Origin of the sequence: Vibrio sp. 10N.247.310.17, from assembly GCF_041466605.1 — a bacterium.
Lineage (GTDB): Bacteria > Pseudomonadota > Gammaproteobacteria > Enterobacterales > Vibrionaceae > Vibrio > Vibrio tasmaniensis_A.
In genome coordinates, this window is sequence record NZ_JBFSTC010000039.1 from 13,788 (window position 1) to 32,744 (window position 18,957).

Genomic DNA, 18,957 nt, shown 5'->3' on the forward strand with positions numbered 1-18,957 from the left:
GTGTCGCTGGACAATAAAGATTGAAACTAAACAATAAAGTTTGAAACTGAGACATTAAAGTTGAAAACATTTAAGGCCCGGTTAAACTGATTAAAAGTTAACCGGGTTTTTGTTATGGCAAAATCAAAGTACGTTTTAACTGAAAAGCAAATCATCAAGCGGGTTAAAGAAGGTCGAGGTGCAGGAAGGCTCTCTAGCTATAAACCGTGGTTGTATGTTCATGAGGTTCCTTCGGAAGGTCGATCTCAGCGAGTCTACTCTCATCTAACTAGCCGTATTCACCATGTACTATCAGACCTTGAATTCGCAGTATTTCTCATTCTTGACCATAACCCTGCCGTAACAGACATTCGTGAGCAATTTCCACTAAATAGGGATGACACTCTAAACTTATCCAAGGTAGGCCAGCTTTGGCACCCTTCGCAAGGCGGGGTAAACCTTGTCATGTCTTCAGACTTTTTGGTCAATACTTCTTCTAAAGTTCAGCCTAAATTTGTTATTCAAGCCAAGTACAAAAATGCCTTAAAAGACCCAAGAACCATTGAAAAGCTTGAAATTGAACGTCGTTATTGGCAGCTAAAAAATGTCCCGTGGTTCCTAGTCACGGAGAAGGAGATAAATAAAGTCGTTGTAGACAATATTGAGTGGCTATACGGAGTTAAAGGGTATTTCGATGAATTAATAACCGATGAGCTTTTGCTAACCTTTAAACACATGAAAGCGTATTTTTCTCGCACTCCTGACAGAAAAGTAGTTGAAATAGCGAAAGAATATGAGTTGTCCTACGGACAGAAGTTAGGGGACTCTATGTTCGATCTTCGATTGATGTGCGCGGCTAGGCTTATCACGTTTGATATTCGTTATCCCTTTCATAGTTTGAGAGCAAGAGAACTTGCATTTAGAGGTGTGGCTTCAGATGAGGGGCACAGCTATGTGGCGAGTTAATGAAACCCTATCATTTGATGGCAAGCCTTATCGCATACTCTATACAGAGACAGGTTATTTCTATTGGATTGCTATTGATGAGAATAAAGGTTTACCCGAAAGAGTCTATTTCGATGAATATAGTAACTGGGCTGATGAGGGGCGCGTAGAAACAATCCCTGACCCTTACTCATACCTCCAAGGTGAGTCTTGGGACCAAGAGTCTAGTGTTTACTTGGAAAGCCAACGCAACTATGAACTGCTCAAGCCTATTGTTGAAGGCGAAGGAGCGTTTGACAGGCGAGTTCGAGCAAGCAGGCTTAATCAGGCTATCGCAGAGTCGGGTAAGGGCAAACCGACAATCTATCGACTATTGAGGCGCTATTGGCAGCGAGGACAGATAAAAAATGCTCTTTTGCCTGATTACAAAAACTCTGGCGCAGGTGGAAAAAGAAGAAACTTCACGACTACTAAAGCTGGTAGGCGGAGGATATATGGTATTGGCAGTGGAGAACCAGTAACCGAAAGCGTTAGAAAGCAATTTCGAATCATTTGCGATAAGTACTTGATGAACGATAAGGGCTTTTCTGTTCGTTATGCACATATCAAGTTTACTAAGGCTTACAAGCTCAAACACCCTAATGCTGAAGAGCATGAAATTCCTACACTTCGCCAACTTCAATATTTTTACAAAACCGAGTATACCAAGGCTACTCAGCTCACGGTGCAGACACCTCAAGGTAATTACAATAAAGATGTAAGGCCACTTCATGGGACAGCAACCGAACAAGCCTTGGGTCCCGGCAGTCGATACGAAATTGATGCCACCATCGCAGATATTTATTTAGTCGATGATGACGATTCAGACAAGGTTATCGGTCGGCCGACGATTTATATGGTCATTGATGTTTTTAGTCGAATGGTTGCTGGTTTTTATATTGGTTTTGATAACCCATCGTTCCCAGTTGCAATGAAAGCACTAATATGCAGTTTTAGTAGCAAAGTAGAAATCTGCGCAAAATATGGTATCGATATTTCAGAAGAACAGTGGCCATGCATAGGTATTCCCGATGTGTTGCTGGCTGATCGCGGTGAATTGATGAGCCACCAAGCAAATTATTTAGTTGATGCTATTGGTGTTCGGCTTGAAAGTGCTCCACCTCGAAGAGGCGATGCTAAGGGGATTGTTGAGAGATCATTTGGTACGTTACAGGCTAAGTTCAAGCCCTATATGCCAGGTGTCGTAACTGGTAACAAGATTAAAAAGCACGGTGAAAGAGATTATAGAGTTGAAGCTGCCGTGTCGAGATCTGACTTTGTGGAGATACTGCTCTATTCAATACTTGCTCACAACTTAAATAAGCCTTTAGAAAAGTATGATCGTGCTCCTGATATGCCAGAAAGCCTTCCCTCGATCCCAATTGAGCTTTGGAAGTGGGGGCTTCAACATCGTACTGGGCGTTTACGAGCCATTGATACGGATATTGCAAAAATACTGCTGTTACCCCGTCAAAAAGTCACTGTATCCGAGTTAGGCGTAAAGTTATGGGGATTAACCTACACAGGAAAAGAAATTATCCAGACAGGTTGGATGCACCGTTCTTCGGAAGTCTCTAGACCTAAAAAACTATTTGCAGCTTATGAGCTTGGTTCTGCTAATCACATATATCTTTTTCCTGAAGAAGGAAAAAATACATTTTGGGTTTGTGATCTTTCTAGTCGAAGTAGAGAGTTCCGTGATCTAACTTGGTATCAAGTATGGGAACGTCAAGCGGCTCAAAAACAGTCTTTGGCTGAAGCTAACTATCAATTTGCACCAGTAGAACGAGATTTTGATGATCTTCTTGAAAAGAAACTGAAGAAAGCTAAAAAGAATCGTAAAACCAGTACATTGAGCAACGCGCAAAAGATAAATGGCATTAAAGACAATAAACGGAATGCGCGAGAGCAAGAGAGAAAGGAATTAGCAATACAGCCCGCTAGGGCTAAACGAGAAGAAGTCGCGCCGGTGATACCTATAAAGGGAGAGGGGGAAAGTTATCAACTGCCTGACTTCATACCGGAGCTATTTGATGATGAGGATGATAACTGATGAAGAAAAGCCAAGATCATCGTGTAGTTGCCGTCTATCAGAGTGCAACACTCTCAGCTTATCGAGATAACCCGCTGATAGAGGCACTACCACCAATAAATAACTTCTTAGACGACTCTAGTGCTCTAAAAGGCTCGTTAAGGTGTACCGTAGAAGATATCCATCGAAATGGCATTGAAAGAGCGCATAGTATCTGTCGTGTTATTGATGATTTTTTCCAGCCTCTTAGTCAGCATATACAGCTACATGAACGACTTTCATTGATGATACGGCGTGGCTATGTTGGAAGAAATCCCGAGACAGGGGATTGGGCAAGACATATACAAAATGGTTACGAGCGTGTTTTATCTGGTGATTTGAAGGCGATAAGGTTCACGGAGGTTAGTTCTACAGCCCAAAGTATGACATTGATTGGATGTAGCGGAAATGGCAAAACAACAGCAATCAAGCAGCTTTTATCTTTATATCCTCAAGTTATTTACCACCCTGATAGAAATCTTGAGCAGGTTGTTTATCTGAAAATTGATTGTTCCCATGATGGCTCACTTAAAGAGCTGTGCTTGAACTTTTTTCGTGCGATGGACAGAGCATTAGAAACATCCAACTACGAAAAACAATACTCGATGAGCAAAAGGCCCAGTATTGAAACACTTTTGGCGGCTATGGCTCAAGTAGCAAATGCTCATGCAGTAGGTGTTCTTATTATTGATGAAATACAGCACCTTAGTCGTTCTCGCTCTGGTGGTTCTGAGAAAATGCTCAATTTCTTTGTGACATTAGTAAATACCATTGGTCTTCCTGTGATTTTGGTCGGAACACCACGAGCTCGCGAGATATTTGAGGCTGATATGAGATCTGCAAGGCGAGGCTCTGGCCTTGGCGCGATTTTTTGGGATCCAATGGAAGAAGGAAGAGAGTGGAAAGCACTTACAGATAAGTTATGGACTCTCCAATGGCTACAAAAGCGTGATGAGGTATTGTCAGATGAAATTCGTTCTTTGTGGTATGACTTAAGCCAAGGTGTTCTAGATATTGTGGTTAAGCTATATGTCTTATGTCAGTTGAGAGCAATCGCGACAAAAGTGGAAAGGATCACGCCTAAATTAATGCAAAAGGTTTACGAGGATGAATTAAAACCCGTCCATCCAATGCTAGCAGCTTTAAGGTCAGGTGATCCTGAAGAAATTATAAAGTTTTCAGATCTTAAATTAAGTGATACCGATAAACGGTTATTAGAGCTCCAGCAGCAAGTTGCTGCGAATGCTCAACAGACACCAGAGGCATTTGCATATCAACAGCTCAGAACTGATGAAGAACGGCGTGTATATATGGCCCTAAAAGATGAGTTTGACTCAACGCTTTTAGCTCCTGTAATACAACAGCTATTTGATCAACATCCTGATTTGACGTGGATCAGCTTACTGCCACTGGTTCATGAGCAACTCGCTAACCCTGAACTATTACAAACTAAAAAAGAGGCTAAGCCAAGTAAAGGTATAAGAGCATCCGCAATCAAACAGACACAGTGGCATACACTTGATAATGAAGACTTGAGGTTTGTTCATTCTCAGTCTGATTCTGATAACGAAGTGTACACCGCAATGTCAAAGTCGGGTTTGATTTTAGACATTCAATCATTGCTAGAAAAGGCGGTTTAATATTGCGCTGCTTCCCTGTCCCATACCCAGATGAATTAATCTATAGCTTGGTAGCTAGAGCTGGAATTCGCAGTGCGATAACAAGCTCTAAACAGCTACTAGATGAAGTGTTTGGTGACAGAAAAGTGATTGCGACAATTGACCTGCCTAGTCATTTGTCTTCGATATCAGGGCTGCTAATTAGCACGGAACGATTTGACGTCCATCAGCTTATCTATGAGCATACAATGTTCCCAATTTATGCTCCTTTTGTTGATGAAAGTATCAGGGTTAGAGCGATGCAGCGAATGGAGCATTGCGCTAAGGGCTCTGTTCATCTAATGCTAGGAGCCCCAGCTTCTATTGTAAAAGCCACGGATAACTTTCGAGTTTGCCCAGCTTGTGTTGCGGAACAAAAGCAAAAATATGGGGAAAGTTATTGGTCTAGATTGTGGTTCTTGCCATCTTTACCTTACTGCAATAAGCACGGGCTTCTGAGCCAATCGACAACCTCTTACCATGATAGTAGGCACACGTACCATGCATGTGACCGAATACAATGTCAGCCCTTTTTATGTAACGACCAGAATAAAATAGCGCAGCAGTTTGCTTACTTAGCTAGCAAAGCTCAAGAGATAATGACCTTACCAGCCCAAGACTCTCCGACTCAGCATCAATGGAGTGTTTTTTACAATCATCTAGCGCACGACTTTGGGTGTGGAAAAGGCACTAAACAGATCGCACACGATAAGATTGCAGACTTAATTGTAAGTAAGATCGTTACCCCTGAGTTAACTATCAATTTTGATAGAGAGACTAACTGGCTTCGCACGATATTTCGCCGTCATCGTAAAGCTTTTAGCTATCTACAGCACTCAACGGTTTGGTCTGCTTTTATTCCTGAAATGTCGGCTAGTGAAATCATAAAAGAAGTAAAATCAAAAGAGAAAGTGACGGTATCGATTCCGAAGGACAATGTTCATCTTGTGCCAAATTCAAATGAAGAAAAACGTAAACAGTGGCGCTACTTAATAGGTAAGACACCGATTAAGAAAGCACGCAAACTTCCTGGTGGTGGTGCACTGTATACTTGGCTGTACCGAAATGATAGAGATTGGTTATTGGCTTTTAATCGAGGCCATCAATCGCCATCGGTTGTAAGACAGAAAAAAGTAGACTGGAGAGCAAGAGACCGAACACTAACCAAGCAGCTTGTTAGGATTGTTGAACGATTAGATGCTGTTATTGACGGCCCTCGAAGAAGCAAAAACTTCTTACTCAAGCAGTTAGATGACTACGGTTCGGTGAGTAAAAAACTGAACTTATTACCCTTGCTATCTTTTGCTTTGAACCGGTATCAAGAAAGTGTCTTTGAGTTTCAAGCTCGTCGGCTGACCATGGCTGTAATAGCAAAGTCACAAACAGGGGCAGGAATGAGTCGCTGGCAATTGATGCGTTCAGCAAGCCTTCCCAAAGAAAGAATAATGCCAGTTATCGCCGATTTACTTGGCTGGGTAACTACAGGGTCAGATTACAAATAAGGAAATTTTATGGGAGCTAGGTTTTACAAGTGTGATGATGATGTGCGTATAGTTCATACAGGTAAAATATTAGTACGAACAAGTGATTCATCTTACCGACCGTCAATTGAAGTTTGGTGCTACCCCCCTCAGAAGAAAAATAATTTTCATGCGACTGCATTTTCTAACGTACCTGCTTTGTACCGAGGAAAAATAATTAATCAAAGAGCGCTATCAGAAAGTTACGCTAAACGAGGGCGTCATACATTTAGACGTAATGAGTTCCTTCGTCACAGTACCTTAAATGAGTTCCCCGACTCAGTCTCAGTAGAGACTTTAAGAAAGAAAGAATCAGAGCAACATGCATTTGTACTAGACCGAGGCGCTGCACCCAAACTGGTTATTCCTCAGCTTGAGCTAGCAAGGGTTTTATTCTATGCCAGCTCTTACTTATCGCGAGCGTCATTAATGTCTTCTCGTTTGCTCACGGACTTTAAAGTCGAAGTTAACACCAAGAAGGATTATGCCAATATCGAAGTTTTGCAAACGTCAAATTTCCCTCCATCGGCATTCAATGATTCTGCAACAAGAGCAATGTTGAGCTGGTTACTCATTGATAGCAATGCAAAGCGTTCATTTGAGTCGATTTTTAGATATTTCAACGTTGAAAAGGACCGTGATGTATATGCGGGGTTTAAGCGTTGGCTATTTCACTTTGATCCTCCTCAAATGGTTGGGTGGTCTTTTGAATACCAAGGTAGGCTTGATGCAAGTGGCAGCCACTTTCTGGTTGAAAAGATCACTGATATTGAAATTAACGCTCAAATGCCATCTAGAGTCTACTTCCATAACCCTTCCTTTACGCATCCAGATGAAGGCCAAGAGCCAACTATTGGTGGAAAAGGCCCTGAACCGTATGAGCGCCCAGAAGATCATGTTATCGATGATGATCGCGAGGCTTCCGATGCCAACCAAGCATTCTTGCTGGGAGAAAATTCCTGCTCGGTAAGGTTTAAAAATCGTTTTTCAACGTCGAAAGCAACAACGCCCAAAAGGAGCCATCGGCCGGATAGAAGCAAAGATGCAGCTAAGAAAGCTGGTGATAAGGTCAGTACTAATGAGCCTGGCAGTAATGGTGAGATACCTTCGGCAGATATGGGCGGAGGTATGCTAGATTGTACTGATCGATCAGAGGAGTATGCCTCTCGTTTTACGGCCTTTAACATGATGGTGCAAATGCTAGAGGAAAAATACGCCTGCACAATCATTGACTCTTACACTCATGAACTGGATCAGGTTGGGCGTAGTAAATGCCACTTGATTGACTCTGGCGCAAAGAGAACGATTCGTTGTGTTGTCGTGGAGCTAAATGACCATGTGAATTACTTACTCGAAGTTGATGTAACAGGACTGAGTAAATGGATCTCCACAAAATGTATACGGCAGATTGATACTCGCAATTGGAAAGAACAGTTTTCTCGAATCAAAAAAGGCGTAGTAACAAAGTCTCTGGGATGGCCAACACAAGAGATGGATGTCATGTTTGGTTTCAAAAAGCATATTGGTATATCTCACCCTAAGTCAGTAGAGGGGCACCCGACAGGTATTGCAACTGAATCAATCTTAGATTGGGCCGGAAGAGTTGCTGAGAAGCTCTAAATTAGATTCATGCTCCTACTAAAGTAATCAAATTAGAAGGAATACGAGTTCCAATGCTAACTCAGGGGCTAACGGACTCTTTTGAAGGAAAACGCATCGTATCTTCGATACTATTCTGTACCTTAACAATCGAAAAAAACCGAAAAACAACATGATATGATGTTGAAAAAATTTATCTTAGGGCAATGGAACTATGAGTAATGATTATGTAGGAAGCCGCTGGTACAAGTTTGATTTTCATACTCATACGCCAGCATCGTCAGATTACAAGAAACCAGAAGAGACTGAAGCTGATTGGTTAAAAGCCTTAATGGCTGAAGAAGTTGACTGCGTGGCTATTACCGATCATGTATCGGGTGACTGGATAGACCGGCTAAAAGCAACATACGCTGAACTTGATAAGAATACGGAATGGTATCGACCGCTTCATTTATTTCCTGGGTGCGAAATCACAGTGAGTACAGGTCAATCCCGTGTACATATTTTAGCTATTTTTGACACTTCTTGTAACTCTGCAAAGATTGCAGCTGTTCTAGGTCAGTGCGGTATTACTGAGGGGCATGGTGACGCTGAAGAGACCTGTGCAACAGAGTCTGTGGATAAGGTTATCTCTATTGTAAAGCAAGCTGGTGGAGCAGCGATACCTGCGCATATTGATGGGACTAAAGGACTATTAAACGGAATAACAAATACCAACCAGGAGATTGAGTCATGGCTCAATCAGATTGAAGGCGCTGAGTTTGTCAATTTATCCTATCTCGATACGGTTAACCCAGAGCTGTTAAAGGCGGCATCGCACTTAGCAAAACTTCAGGGGTCAGATGCCCACGAATGTAGTCGATTAGGTAAGAGGTATTCGTGGATAAAAATGAGCCAGCTATCAATAGATGGACTGAAGTTGGCTCTGCATGATAGCGATTTTTGTGTCGACAACGGTGCTGATAATCCTAATGCAACTCCAGATTTATTCTTAAAAAGTTTGCATATCTCTCAGATGCGCCATTGTGGTCGTATTCCGGGTAACCCCGCGATATTTGAATTACACCCGCTTTTTAACGCCGTTATTGGTGGGCGAGGTTCTGGTAAATCTACATTCATTGAGTCTGTTCGGTTGGCATTAGGTCGTGAAAATGAAGTAGCAGAACTTGAGCAAATCCAGGAAGAAGTTCACTCTTTTAGAGAGGGGGTAACAAAAGCTGATACTGAAATATGCGTTGAGCTACAACGAAGAGATGAGGCATACCAATCGATTTGGAAACACAGTACAGCACCCTACATTAACAAATTACAAGCAGGTGATTGGACGCTTGATAATGGGAAGCCAGAAGAGCGTTTTCATGTAAGTTTGTACAGCCAAAAACAAATCAATGCTCTGGCAAGCAATACGAATAGCTTATTAGAAATTATTGATCGCTCAAACGAAGTTAATCTTTCGGCTTGGAAGTATCAGTTTGATGCTGAGAACAACAAGTTTTTAGGGTTTTGTCGAGAGGTACGTCAACTACAGGAGCGGCTTGACAATAAAGGCACCTTAGAATCACAAAAAGACGACCTGAATAGTGATATCGAGAGCTTCGAGAAAGGTGGCCACAAAGATATCTTTAATGGCTACCAAACTTTTACACTTGAGAAACAGAAAGTTGACAAGGCAGCCGGTATCTCTGGGTTAGTTGATTCTATAGACAGCATGTTATCTGAGGAGTTTGCGGAGCTTAGCCTCATAGAAGGAAGTGAAGACAAGCCTGATTACGTCGCAGAATTAGAAGAAATACAGGCTGCATTCAAAGGGAATTTAGTTTCTGTTCAGACAGAACTGGAAAAGCTAAAGGAGCTCATTACAAAAGCTGAACAGAATCGAGCAGATGCAATCAGCAAATCAACTTGGTACTTAAGAGGTGTAGAAGCTACACAGCAGTATGAACAGGTTGTTCAAGAGTATGCTGAAAAAGGGGAAGAACTGAACCCAGAGCAGTATGAGTCTTGGCTTAAGCAACGCAATGAGATCAACATTCAGTTGGAAGAACTAGAAACAGTCCAAACGAATCTAGACTTAAAAAAAGCCCAGTGCGATAAGTCACTTAGAAAGCTGTATGTGTTAAGAAGAAGGCTTCAGGTAAAACGCCAAAAATTTATTAAGAAAGTTATTGGTGGAAATCGTTATGTGAAAATGAAGCTTTTGCCCTTTGCGAACACAACTACTATCGAGAAAAAGTTTAGAGAGCATATTGGGATAGAGGCTAGTTTTGCCACTTCCATCTATCAGGATGACCAAACCAATAGCTTGTTATATGAGTTACTTTCCAAGGAGTTAAGCCTCAAGAGCATTGCAAAAGAGGTCAGCAAGTTAAAAGACGCAACTCTATCCTTAGCTTCTGGCGACAATGTACTGCCGTATCGAATCGATAGTCGCTTAAAGACGTCGCTCACGCAAAAACTTTCACAACAACCTGAAATGTTTGATCGATTAATAACCTGGTGGCCTGATGATCAACTTGTCGTTGAATATGCTAAGGACCTAGAAAAAGGCAAGTTTGAGAACATTGAAAAAGGTTCAGCTGGTCAGAAAGCGGCAGCCATTTTAGCCTTTTTGCTTAGTCATGGTGATAACCCAATCATTGTCGATCAGCCTGAAGATGACTTAGACAACGCCCTCATTTACCAGCTGATTGTGTCTCAGATACATGAGAATAAGAAGCGCAGGCAAATTATCATGGTGACGCATAACCCTAATATCGTTGTTAATGGTGATGCTGAGTTTGTAAATGTGCTGCATTTCCATGCTGGGCAAGTTCAGGTAATGGAGTCAGGCGGTTTATGTGAACAAACAGTGAGGGATCATGTTTGTAATATCATGGAAGGCGGAGCAACTGCTTTTGATAAGCGTTACAATAGATTAAGAGTAATATAGGGGATTATAAGGTATGTGCAGGCGGAACTTGAGTCATTTTTAGGTGAAATCTATTCTTACGTTGTTTCATGTCATTGAATGAATATGAATATGAATATGAAAAAGTAAACGAGCTGGTTAGTGCTACATTGACGTTGGCGAAAAAACATTTAAAACGAGGTAAACCTTGGAAATTAAACTGTGGGAAGGTGGGCTACAAGCTCAGGAAATTAGAGCTATTGATAAAATTAAGGCCGCTTTCGCTAAGCCTAAATTAACAAATAAAAAGCCAACGCGTGGTGGTTCTATGCAAGATCAATTGCGTAGTATTGGTGGTTCATCAATGTTCCCATGGAAAGGGTATGCCGGTTTTAGGTATGTAGATAGTTCAGGTAAAGAAGGTGAATTTGACCTTGTTATTGTTACGCATTGTAACGTTCTCATTATTGAGCTGAAAGATTGGAATAATGGAGATATCAAAGCCCATGGTGATAAATGGTTCAAAAATAATAAAGATATGGGACGTTCACCAGTAAGTGTTACTCAGAATAAAGTTTATTTATTGAAAAATAAACTTAATAAAATAAAGCACAACTTAACGAGTAAAAGATTACCTTGGATAGATTTCTTTGTTGTTATGTGCGGTGATTCGAAGTTCAAAGATATTTCTGAAAGAGATAAAAAGCACACGATTAGCTTACAAGACTTTCTGAAATTTGCTGATGAAGACAAATTTAACCAACATTTTAATCCATTTGAAAATACAAAAACATTGAATCAAGATTTTTCAGTACTGGATAAAATTTTTAGTGATGCTTCTACCGCTCCAAAGCAAATTAGTGTTAATGGCTATAAAGCTGAATCTCTGATTTTTGATGATCATCCAACTAAGTTATATAAAGAATTTTTGGCTAAGTCAGAGTCCTCTAAACAGGATGAAGCGTTGTTGCGTGTCTGGAATTTCAATAATTTTGATGGGATAAAAGGCGGTACACCCGAAGGCCGTTATAGCATAGTATCTCGTGAACGAGAGGTACTAAGCCACATTAAACATCAGAACCTAGACTTATATAAACATTGTTTACGCTCTTTAACTAACGTGCAACCTGACGATGTCACAACTGAATTTAATGAAGTATTTGAGCTTCCTCCAAACCATAGTCGTTTTAACGAGTTTATTGGGAGATTTGGTAAGAATTTCTCCGATATAGATCGTTCAAACTTAGTTAAGTTGCTCGTCGCAAAATTTGCAGATTTGCATAAGATGAAAGTTGCTCACCGTGACTTAGGAGATCATAGTTTATGGATTTCTCCGGGTAAAGAGATTGCCTTATCTAGTTTCATTTCAGCCTATCATCAGCCTATCGGCACTGTTGGTGATTACCGCTCTCAACTATCTATTTCGGGTAAAAATGCAGATGAGGGGCTCTCTCCTTTTCAAAGTGATGTAAAAACACTTGGCATTTTGTGTTGGCATATTTTAACTGATGAGCGTATTTCACCGGTTAGTCTAGAAAACTTAGGTGAAAAGCTGGCTTCTTGCTGCGAGTGGTATAGCGATGTCCTAAACAATGCGATCAATGAGGGGGCTTATCAAAATGCAGAGGCGCTATTTGGTGCATTAAAAGAAGCCGAGCCGAGTGATGCAAGTACGTTTGAGTTTGATGATAGCGAGCTTGAACCTTACAGGAAGAATATTAATCATTCTCGCCAATATCGTGAAGATGATGATTTTATTGTAGAGACTGATGAAAAAGAGGTTTATGTATCCGATAGCTTAATGGTGAAGGCATGGCTAAATGTGAATCCATCTATTGATGAACCGGCACTAAGTTATAAAACATTACATTTTTTACAGCGCATTGAAAAAATTAGATCAATAAACCCACCTTACCTACCATGTGTTAGAGAATTTGGTATTGCGACCAAATCATCTAGCTTGTTTCTGGTGACAGATAAAGTTGAAGGTTTTGTTTGGAATAAGTCGTTAATTGGCAGCAAGCAACGTTTAGAGGTGATTGATAAATTAATCGAATCTGTAGAGCATTTACATGGGTTAGGTCTTTATCATGGTGATTTGCATCCTGAAAATATTATCCTATCTAAAAGCACTGGTGGATTTAACCTAACACTAATCGATGTACCTGACTTTTGTGTTGATGGTGATGAGCCGAAAAATCATTTATATAGCCCTGAAAATATAGATAATTGCACCGCCTTCGAACGAGATAACTTTGCTGTTATGCGATTGGCTTATGAGCTACTAGGTGGTGAGTGGGGGGGGGATTCAAATGATTACCCTGAAATTTCAGATGCAATCAAGGTCGAATTGAATGACCCGAGTGCTGGCTTTAAAGACCTATTCCGATTTAAAACTGCTTTAAAGCCTGAAAAAGTGGTTGCTGTTCAGCCAATAACCATTACAAGTAATAAAGACTTTGAGAATATTACAATTTATCCTGATAACGGAAAGTTGTATGTTCATGTTGAGAAAAGTAATCAAAACAGCACTGATGTCATGGTTACATTTTATGGGCTTGGAGGGAATGCTCGAGTTATTTATACCTCTAATGAAAGAGGGTTTATTGTTTGCTTCCCACCTAGGGAGCGTGACTCTATTCACCCGAAAGATATTGAAAGGTGCCAATTAGTTTTAGACTTTCCTATTTTGATTAAGTCAGGCTCTGTTATGGAGTTAAGCCAATTAACTAAAAAGTTAATGGGTAATGAGTCATTTAACAGGACGGTTGAAACGGTTCTTAAACCAGTTGAACAAGAGCAAAAAGTTGATGGTCTTACTAGCCAACTGGATGAAGTATTTAAAAGTATTGAAGCTAAAGATACTTCAGCTGATCACCTTACTATATCAACGCAAAAACTATGGAAAGCGGTTCTGGAGACAGAAACACAAGCTTACCCATACGTAGAGGTTATTGGGGGGGCTAATGAAGTAAAAGATTCTGACGATCAACTTATCCTGCCATACGCTTCTGATATTGATGTACTAGGGCAGTTTAACAAAAATGATGTTATTGAAGCTTTAAAAATAGTTGGGGAAGAGGAGAGTCGCCTTGGTGAAGTTAATCTCAAACAAAGTGCATTAAATGAAATTAGGCTCCATCGAATAAATTTTCGAGCTAAAAATTTGGAAGATGGCGACCAAGTATTCTTCCGGACCAAACAAGATAAAGCTTCTTATGTAAAACGTAAGGCTGCATTAGAGCGTATTCTAGAGCATGAAAGTGTTGTCAGTGACTTGGCGCAATACTTTGACCCTGATTGCCGTTCAGAGGCCATACAATACGATAAACTAGTAACAGAGGACGATTTCGCCCGTTATGACCGTACCGATGAACATAACAATAAAATTAGTTTAAATCAGCAGCAACGAAGTGCATTCCAACAGTTACTGAATAACGGTCCCCTTTCATTGCTACAAGGTCCTCCAGGAACAGGTAAAACAGAGTTCATAGCTGCTTTTGTTCATCATTTGATTGAAAAGCAGAATGTTAAAAACATTTTGCTAGTTAGTCAGTCTCATGAGGCTGTAAATACGGCAGCTGAAAGAATTCGTAAACACTGCTCTCGACTTGATACTGAATTGGATGTTGTTCGATTTAGCAACAGGGAAGGAGCAGTTTCAACGGGCCTAAAAGATGTTTACTCAAACGCAATTGTTGCTGAAAAGCGAGAGTTATTTAGAGCTGAAGCGAAGTACCGAGTTGCTTCTTTATCTCAAGCGCTTGGCTTACAGGCGGAGTTTTTATCTGAATTAGTAGAAGCAGAGCTAACCTTGTTTAAACAAATTGACACTTTACATAATTCAATTGAATCGATGAAAGAAGGAGTTCTTGAAAGCGATGAACTACAAATCATTAAAAAAAGTGTTGTTGAACTAGATGTTACTATTCGAGAAGCATTAAGTAACAATTACAGTATTAGTTATGATGCAGGGTTGGATGTTCGTAATGCTAAAACTGACGTTATTCAATACTTATGTAGTCGATATTCTGTAAGGCCAGACGAAGCAGAGAAGGCGATTGCATTAGCTAACATTTCTGGTGATATGTTAAACGTGCTTGAAACTGAACGTGTTAATTATGATGAGTTTTTTGCTCGCTCACGGCAATTAGTGACTGGTACTTGTGTTGGTATAGGGCAACGACATTTAGGTATTGCTGATAATCAATATGATTGGGTAATTATTGATGAAGCAGCTCGTTCAATTGCGAGTGAACTTGCAATTGCAATGCAGTCGGGAAAAAGAGTGCTACTTGTAGGTGATCATCAACAATTACCACCTTTGTATTCAGAAGCCCATAAAAAAGCTCTAGCGCTTAAACTCGGTTTAGCTGATAAAGATATTGACCTTGATGCTGTTTTACAAAGTGACTTTGCGAGAGCATTTGAATCACCGTATGGGAAACAATCAGGTGCGTCTCTGTTAACTCAGTACCGTATGGCAAAACCAATAGGCAACATCGTTTCTGATACTTTCTATAAAGGTGAGTTAGAGAATGGCAAGCGAAAAATACCTGATATTTATGGGGATGCCCCTGAAATGCTACAAAGTGTTGTATCTTGGGTTGATACCTCGCATTTAGGTGACAAGTCACACCATCGTTCGGATCGTGGTGTCAGTATATATAACCGAACAGAAGCAGATATCATCATCAATTTATTGAAAGATATTGCTAGCAAGCCAGAATTTGTCACCGAATTAAAAGGCGTAGTGAAGAAAGGTGAAGCAGCTGTTGGCGTTATTTGTATGTATGGCGAGCAAAAAAGGATAATTCGCCAAAAATTCAAAGAAATAGAGTGGGAAGATGACTTTAAGGAACTTGTCAAGATAGACACTGTAGATAGTTATCAAGGTAAGGAGAATCGAATTATTATTCTTTCGGTTACTCGTTCAAGTAGAGATAAAAAGCCAAAATTCTTAAGAACTCCGAATCGTATTAATGTTGCAATTTCAAGAGCTATGGATCGGTTGATGATTGTGGGCTCGACTCATATGTGGCAAGGGTATAATAGTACACTACCGTTAGGTAAAGTCCTTAGTTACATAGAAGCTCAAGCTAAAAACTCAGAAGATTACAGTATCCATAAAATTAATAGCAACCTCAATGGGATTAAAAATGACTGAAGAAATTAAACTAAATTACCATGAGGTTGACTTTATAGTTCCTGCTCAGCGTTTTAACTTTCGCTTTTCATACGTGACTAAGCAGGGGCTACCATTCATTCGTGAATTTGTACTGAGGCTAGTACAGCTAGCACCAATGAAGCCAGCCCAGATAGCAACCTACTTGGGTCTCAATAAGCTTGAAGTTAATGAGGCTATCTCTGATTTAATGGATAAAGGTGACCTCTCTTTTAATGAGTTGGGCCTCGTTCAGTTGACCCCTCAATCTACGGGGTACTTTGAAGGGATAGGTAAGCCACCTAAAACAAACTCAATTCAGGAGACAGGTGCAGCGCTTTCGTTTGAGCTTTGTGGATTTAACTGCATTGGCAATAAGCGAAGTTCGGGCGGGTGGCACGCTGGCATTAAATTAAATATAGATAATGAACAATTATCACAAACGGAAGGAATAGCAAAGTCGATCTTTCAGAAGAACTTTTATCAGTTATTAGATAATAACTATCTAAAAGGTGTGCGTGCTGATGAAGGTGAGCGACCGAGTATTTATACCATTGATTCGGTAAGTAAACTAACACAAGATCCAATGCGCTTAACTAATCACTTTGCGATAGACCAAGATGGAAATGCGATTGAACGTGAAGATTTTGAGCAATTAGATGATTCTGAGAAAGTACATGAAGCCATTACGGTTTCACTAAATCAAGCGCAAAAGGGTGAAAATATAAAAGAGATTGGGTTGGCAATGAAGTCTTTTGGTGATACTTGGACAAAAGATATATTCAATAGTAACTCTATTGATATTGCTGCGTTTGGTCATCGTTTTGCAGAGGCTTTGGTCGATGATAAAAAGGCTATGCCATTTGTAGGTCCAATCTATGCTGACAATAACTGGAAGCACATTAAAGAGTTTTTGAAATTACTACCAACAACATACAAAAAATCAAAAGATAAGGCGGTAAAAACATTAACATGGATTGCACCTTCCGACGTCTTTTGGGGTAAGAGCAAAAAGCTTGAGTTTTGCTTAAATGAACTTGAACAAGCACAACTTACTCAAGAAAAAAGCCCCCAGCGTATATTTACTCCATCTATTTATTTACCGTTAGCAGATATAAAAGACAGACGTGCCATTGGATGTTGGAAAAGTGAGTTAAAGAAAGGCTCTAACAACCTATATGGTTTACTAGAAGGCTTTCTAGGAGGGAGTGTAGAGGTAATAGTACTTGAAGGGACTTTCGCTGTAGTGTGTTACCACGTCTCTAGACCTGAAACGCACCCTGTTAGCATTCCTGTAGGATTTGTAACCACAAACTTAAAACTTATAAATGCAATTTCCGATATCGCTTTTGATTATGTTGATGGCTCATCCTCATTCAATAAGAAGCATAATTTAGGACTCTTAGATAAACTATGACATACATCTAGGATGCTTTAGTAAGTAGGGGCGCAGCCCTTATTCACATTAGACAAATGCGTACTTTTAATTAGTTTCAATCTTTATTGTCAAGATTTTGTATTCATAGAGCTGTGATACTACATTTAGTTTCAAACTTTATTGTCTTAATCTTCTCTTGGCATAATCTATATATAAGTTATGCCAGAGAGTAAAGTTCTAAACTTAATTGTCTACCGACAATTAGATAATAAGAAGCCCATCCTGTGATGGGCTTTTTTGTGTCTGTTAGCTAACGATTAGCGTTAGATCTAGCTTTAACGGCATTAAGCATTAAGTGCTTGCTCTAGGTCAGCCAAGATATCGTCAATGTGTTCAATACCTACTGAGAGGCGAATCATCTCTGGTGACACTCCTGCTTGCTTTTGTTCCGCTTCGCTTAATTGACGGTGTGTTGTAGAAGCAGGGTGACAAGCGAGAGATTTTGCATCGCCAATGTTCACCAAGCGTTTGAATATTTGCAGTGCATCATAGAAACGAACACCGGCTTCATAACCATCTTTCAAGCCAAAAGATAAAATGGCAGACGGCTTACCTTGCATGTATTTCTCAGCCAGCGGATAGAACTCAGACGTTGGTAAACCAGCGTAGCTCACCCAACTCACTTTCTCATGTTGCTGAAGGTACTTAGCTACTTTCAGTGCATTCTCTGTGTGTCGCTCCATGCGTAGCGATAAAGTTTCTAGACCTTGCATTAGCATGAAGGCATTCATTGGTGACAATGCTGCACCTGTATTACGTAGTGGAACCGTTCGAGCGCGGCCAATAAACGCGGCTTCGCCAAAGGCTTCGGTATACACCACACCGTGGTAAGAAGGTTCTGGCTGATTAAATACTGGGAAGCGATCTTTGTGCTCTGCCCATGGGAATTTGCCTGAGTCGACAATCACGCCACCCAATGTTGTTCCGTGACCACCAACGTATTTGGTGAGTGAGTGCACCACAATATCAGCACCAAAATCGATAGGTTTACACAACACAGGTGTCGCCACCGTGTTATCGACAATCACAGGTACACCTTGTGCGTGAGCAAGCTCAGCAACACGTTCTAAGTCGATAATATTGCCTGCTGGGTTACCGATACTTTCGCAGTAAACCGCCTTGGTTTTTTCATCGATCAGTGCCGCTAAGCTTTCTGGTTTGTCGTCTTTGGCAAAGCGAACTTCGATCCCTTGGTTTGGTAGCATATGAGCAAATAGGGTGTAAGTACCGCCGTAAAGCTGAGGTGTTGAAACGATGTTGTCACCGATTTGTGCCAACGTTTGAATCGCGTAGTTGATCGCCGCGCTGCCTGCACTCACCACTAAGCCTGCAATACCACCTTCTAAGGCTGCCATGCGCTTTTCCAACACATCATTGGTTGGGTTCATTATACGAGTGTAGATATTACCTGGCACCGCAAGATTAAACAGGTCTGCACCGTGTTGTGCGTCATCGAATTCGTAAGCAACGGTTTGGTAAATAGGGGTCGCAACTGATTTGGTTGTTGGATCAGTTTCGTAGCCGAAGTGAATCGAGAGCGTTTCGTCTTTCATGTTTCTTCCCTGAACGATTGAATTATCTATGTACTCTCATATTGCCGATTTTTTTATAAAAGAAAAGTATATTTAGTCACAGAGAGGGAATTGGAATTGCGTGT

At 40.6% G+C, this 18,957-nt stretch carries 9 protein-coding genes; 8 read left to right on the plus strand and 1 reads right to left on the minus strand.

Annotation, left to right across the window (positions count from 1 at the left end; all coding sequences use genetic code 11):
* The first annotated feature begins 114 nt into the window (after nt 1-114).
* The 8 genes from AB6D80_RS12520 to AB6D80_RS12555 all read left to right on the plus strand — a co-directional run bounded on the left by AB6D80_RS12520 (nt 115) and on the right by AB6D80_RS12555 (nt 17,279).
* A complete protein-coding gene (locus tag AB6D80_RS12520) occupies nt 115-945 on the plus strand; it encodes a TnsA endonuclease N-terminal domain-containing protein (RefSeq protein WP_371996907.1) in 831 nt (276 codons plus the stop codon).
* Nucleotides 932-3,016 (plus strand): transposase, encoded by a 2,085-nt coding sequence (locus AB6D80_RS12525; protein ID WP_371996909.1) that lies wholly within the window; start codon nt 932-934, stop codon nt 3,014-3,016. The genes AB6D80_RS12520 and AB6D80_RS12525 overlap by 14 nt, the downstream gene beginning before the upstream one ends.
* Nucleotides 3,016-4,674: an AAA family ATPase gene (locus AB6D80_RS12530; protein WP_371996911.1), complete on the plus strand. Its 1,659-nt coding sequence runs from the start codon at nt 3,016-3,018 to the stop codon at nt 4,672-4,674. The genes AB6D80_RS12525 and AB6D80_RS12530 overlap by 1 nt, the downstream gene beginning before the upstream one ends.
* A 2-nt stretch (nt 4,675-4,676) precedes the next feature.
* Nucleotides 4,677-6,194 carry a TnsD family Tn7-like transposition protein gene (locus tag AB6D80_RS12535; protein WP_372188653.1) on the plus strand — a complete coding sequence of 506 codons (1,518 nt, stop codon included), beginning with the start codon at nt 4,677-4,679 and terminating at the stop codon, nt 6,192-6,194.
* A 9-nt stretch (nt 6,195-6,203) separates the two neighbouring features.
* Complete coding sequence (locus AB6D80_RS12540; protein WP_372188655.1) at nt 6,204-7,832, plus strand: Tn7-like element transposition protein TnsE; 1,629 nt, start codon at nt 6,204-6,206, stop codon at nt 7,830-7,832.
* 193 nt (nt 7,833-8,025) lie between these two features.
* A complete protein-coding gene (locus AB6D80_RS12545) occupies nt 8,026-10,740 on the plus strand; it encodes a TrlF family AAA-like ATPase (RefSeq protein ID WP_371996916.1) in 2,715 nt (904 codons plus the stop codon).
* 166 nt (nt 10,741-10,906) lie between these two features.
* Entirely contained in the window at nt 10,907-15,865 is a 4,959-nt protein-coding gene (locus AB6D80_RS12550; protein ID WP_371996918.1) for an AAA domain-containing protein, read from the plus strand.
* Nucleotides 15,858-17,279: a hypothetical protein gene (locus tag AB6D80_RS12555; protein WP_371996920.1), complete on the plus strand. Its 1,422-nt coding sequence runs from the start codon at nt 15,858-15,860 to the stop codon at nt 17,277-17,279. The genes AB6D80_RS12550 and AB6D80_RS12555 overlap by 8 nt, the downstream gene beginning before the upstream one ends.
* A 305-nt stretch (nt 17,280-17,584) precedes the next feature.
* Here AB6D80_RS12555 and AB6D80_RS12560 read toward each other — a convergent pair whose 3' ends face one another.
* Nucleotides 17,585-18,853 (minus strand): O-acetylhomoserine aminocarboxypropyltransferase/cysteine synthase family protein, encoded by a 1,269-nt coding sequence (locus AB6D80_RS12560; RefSeq protein WP_372188657.1) that lies wholly within the window; start codon nt 18,851-18,853, stop codon nt 17,585-17,587.
* Nucleotides 18,854-18,957: the final 104 nt, after the last annotated feature.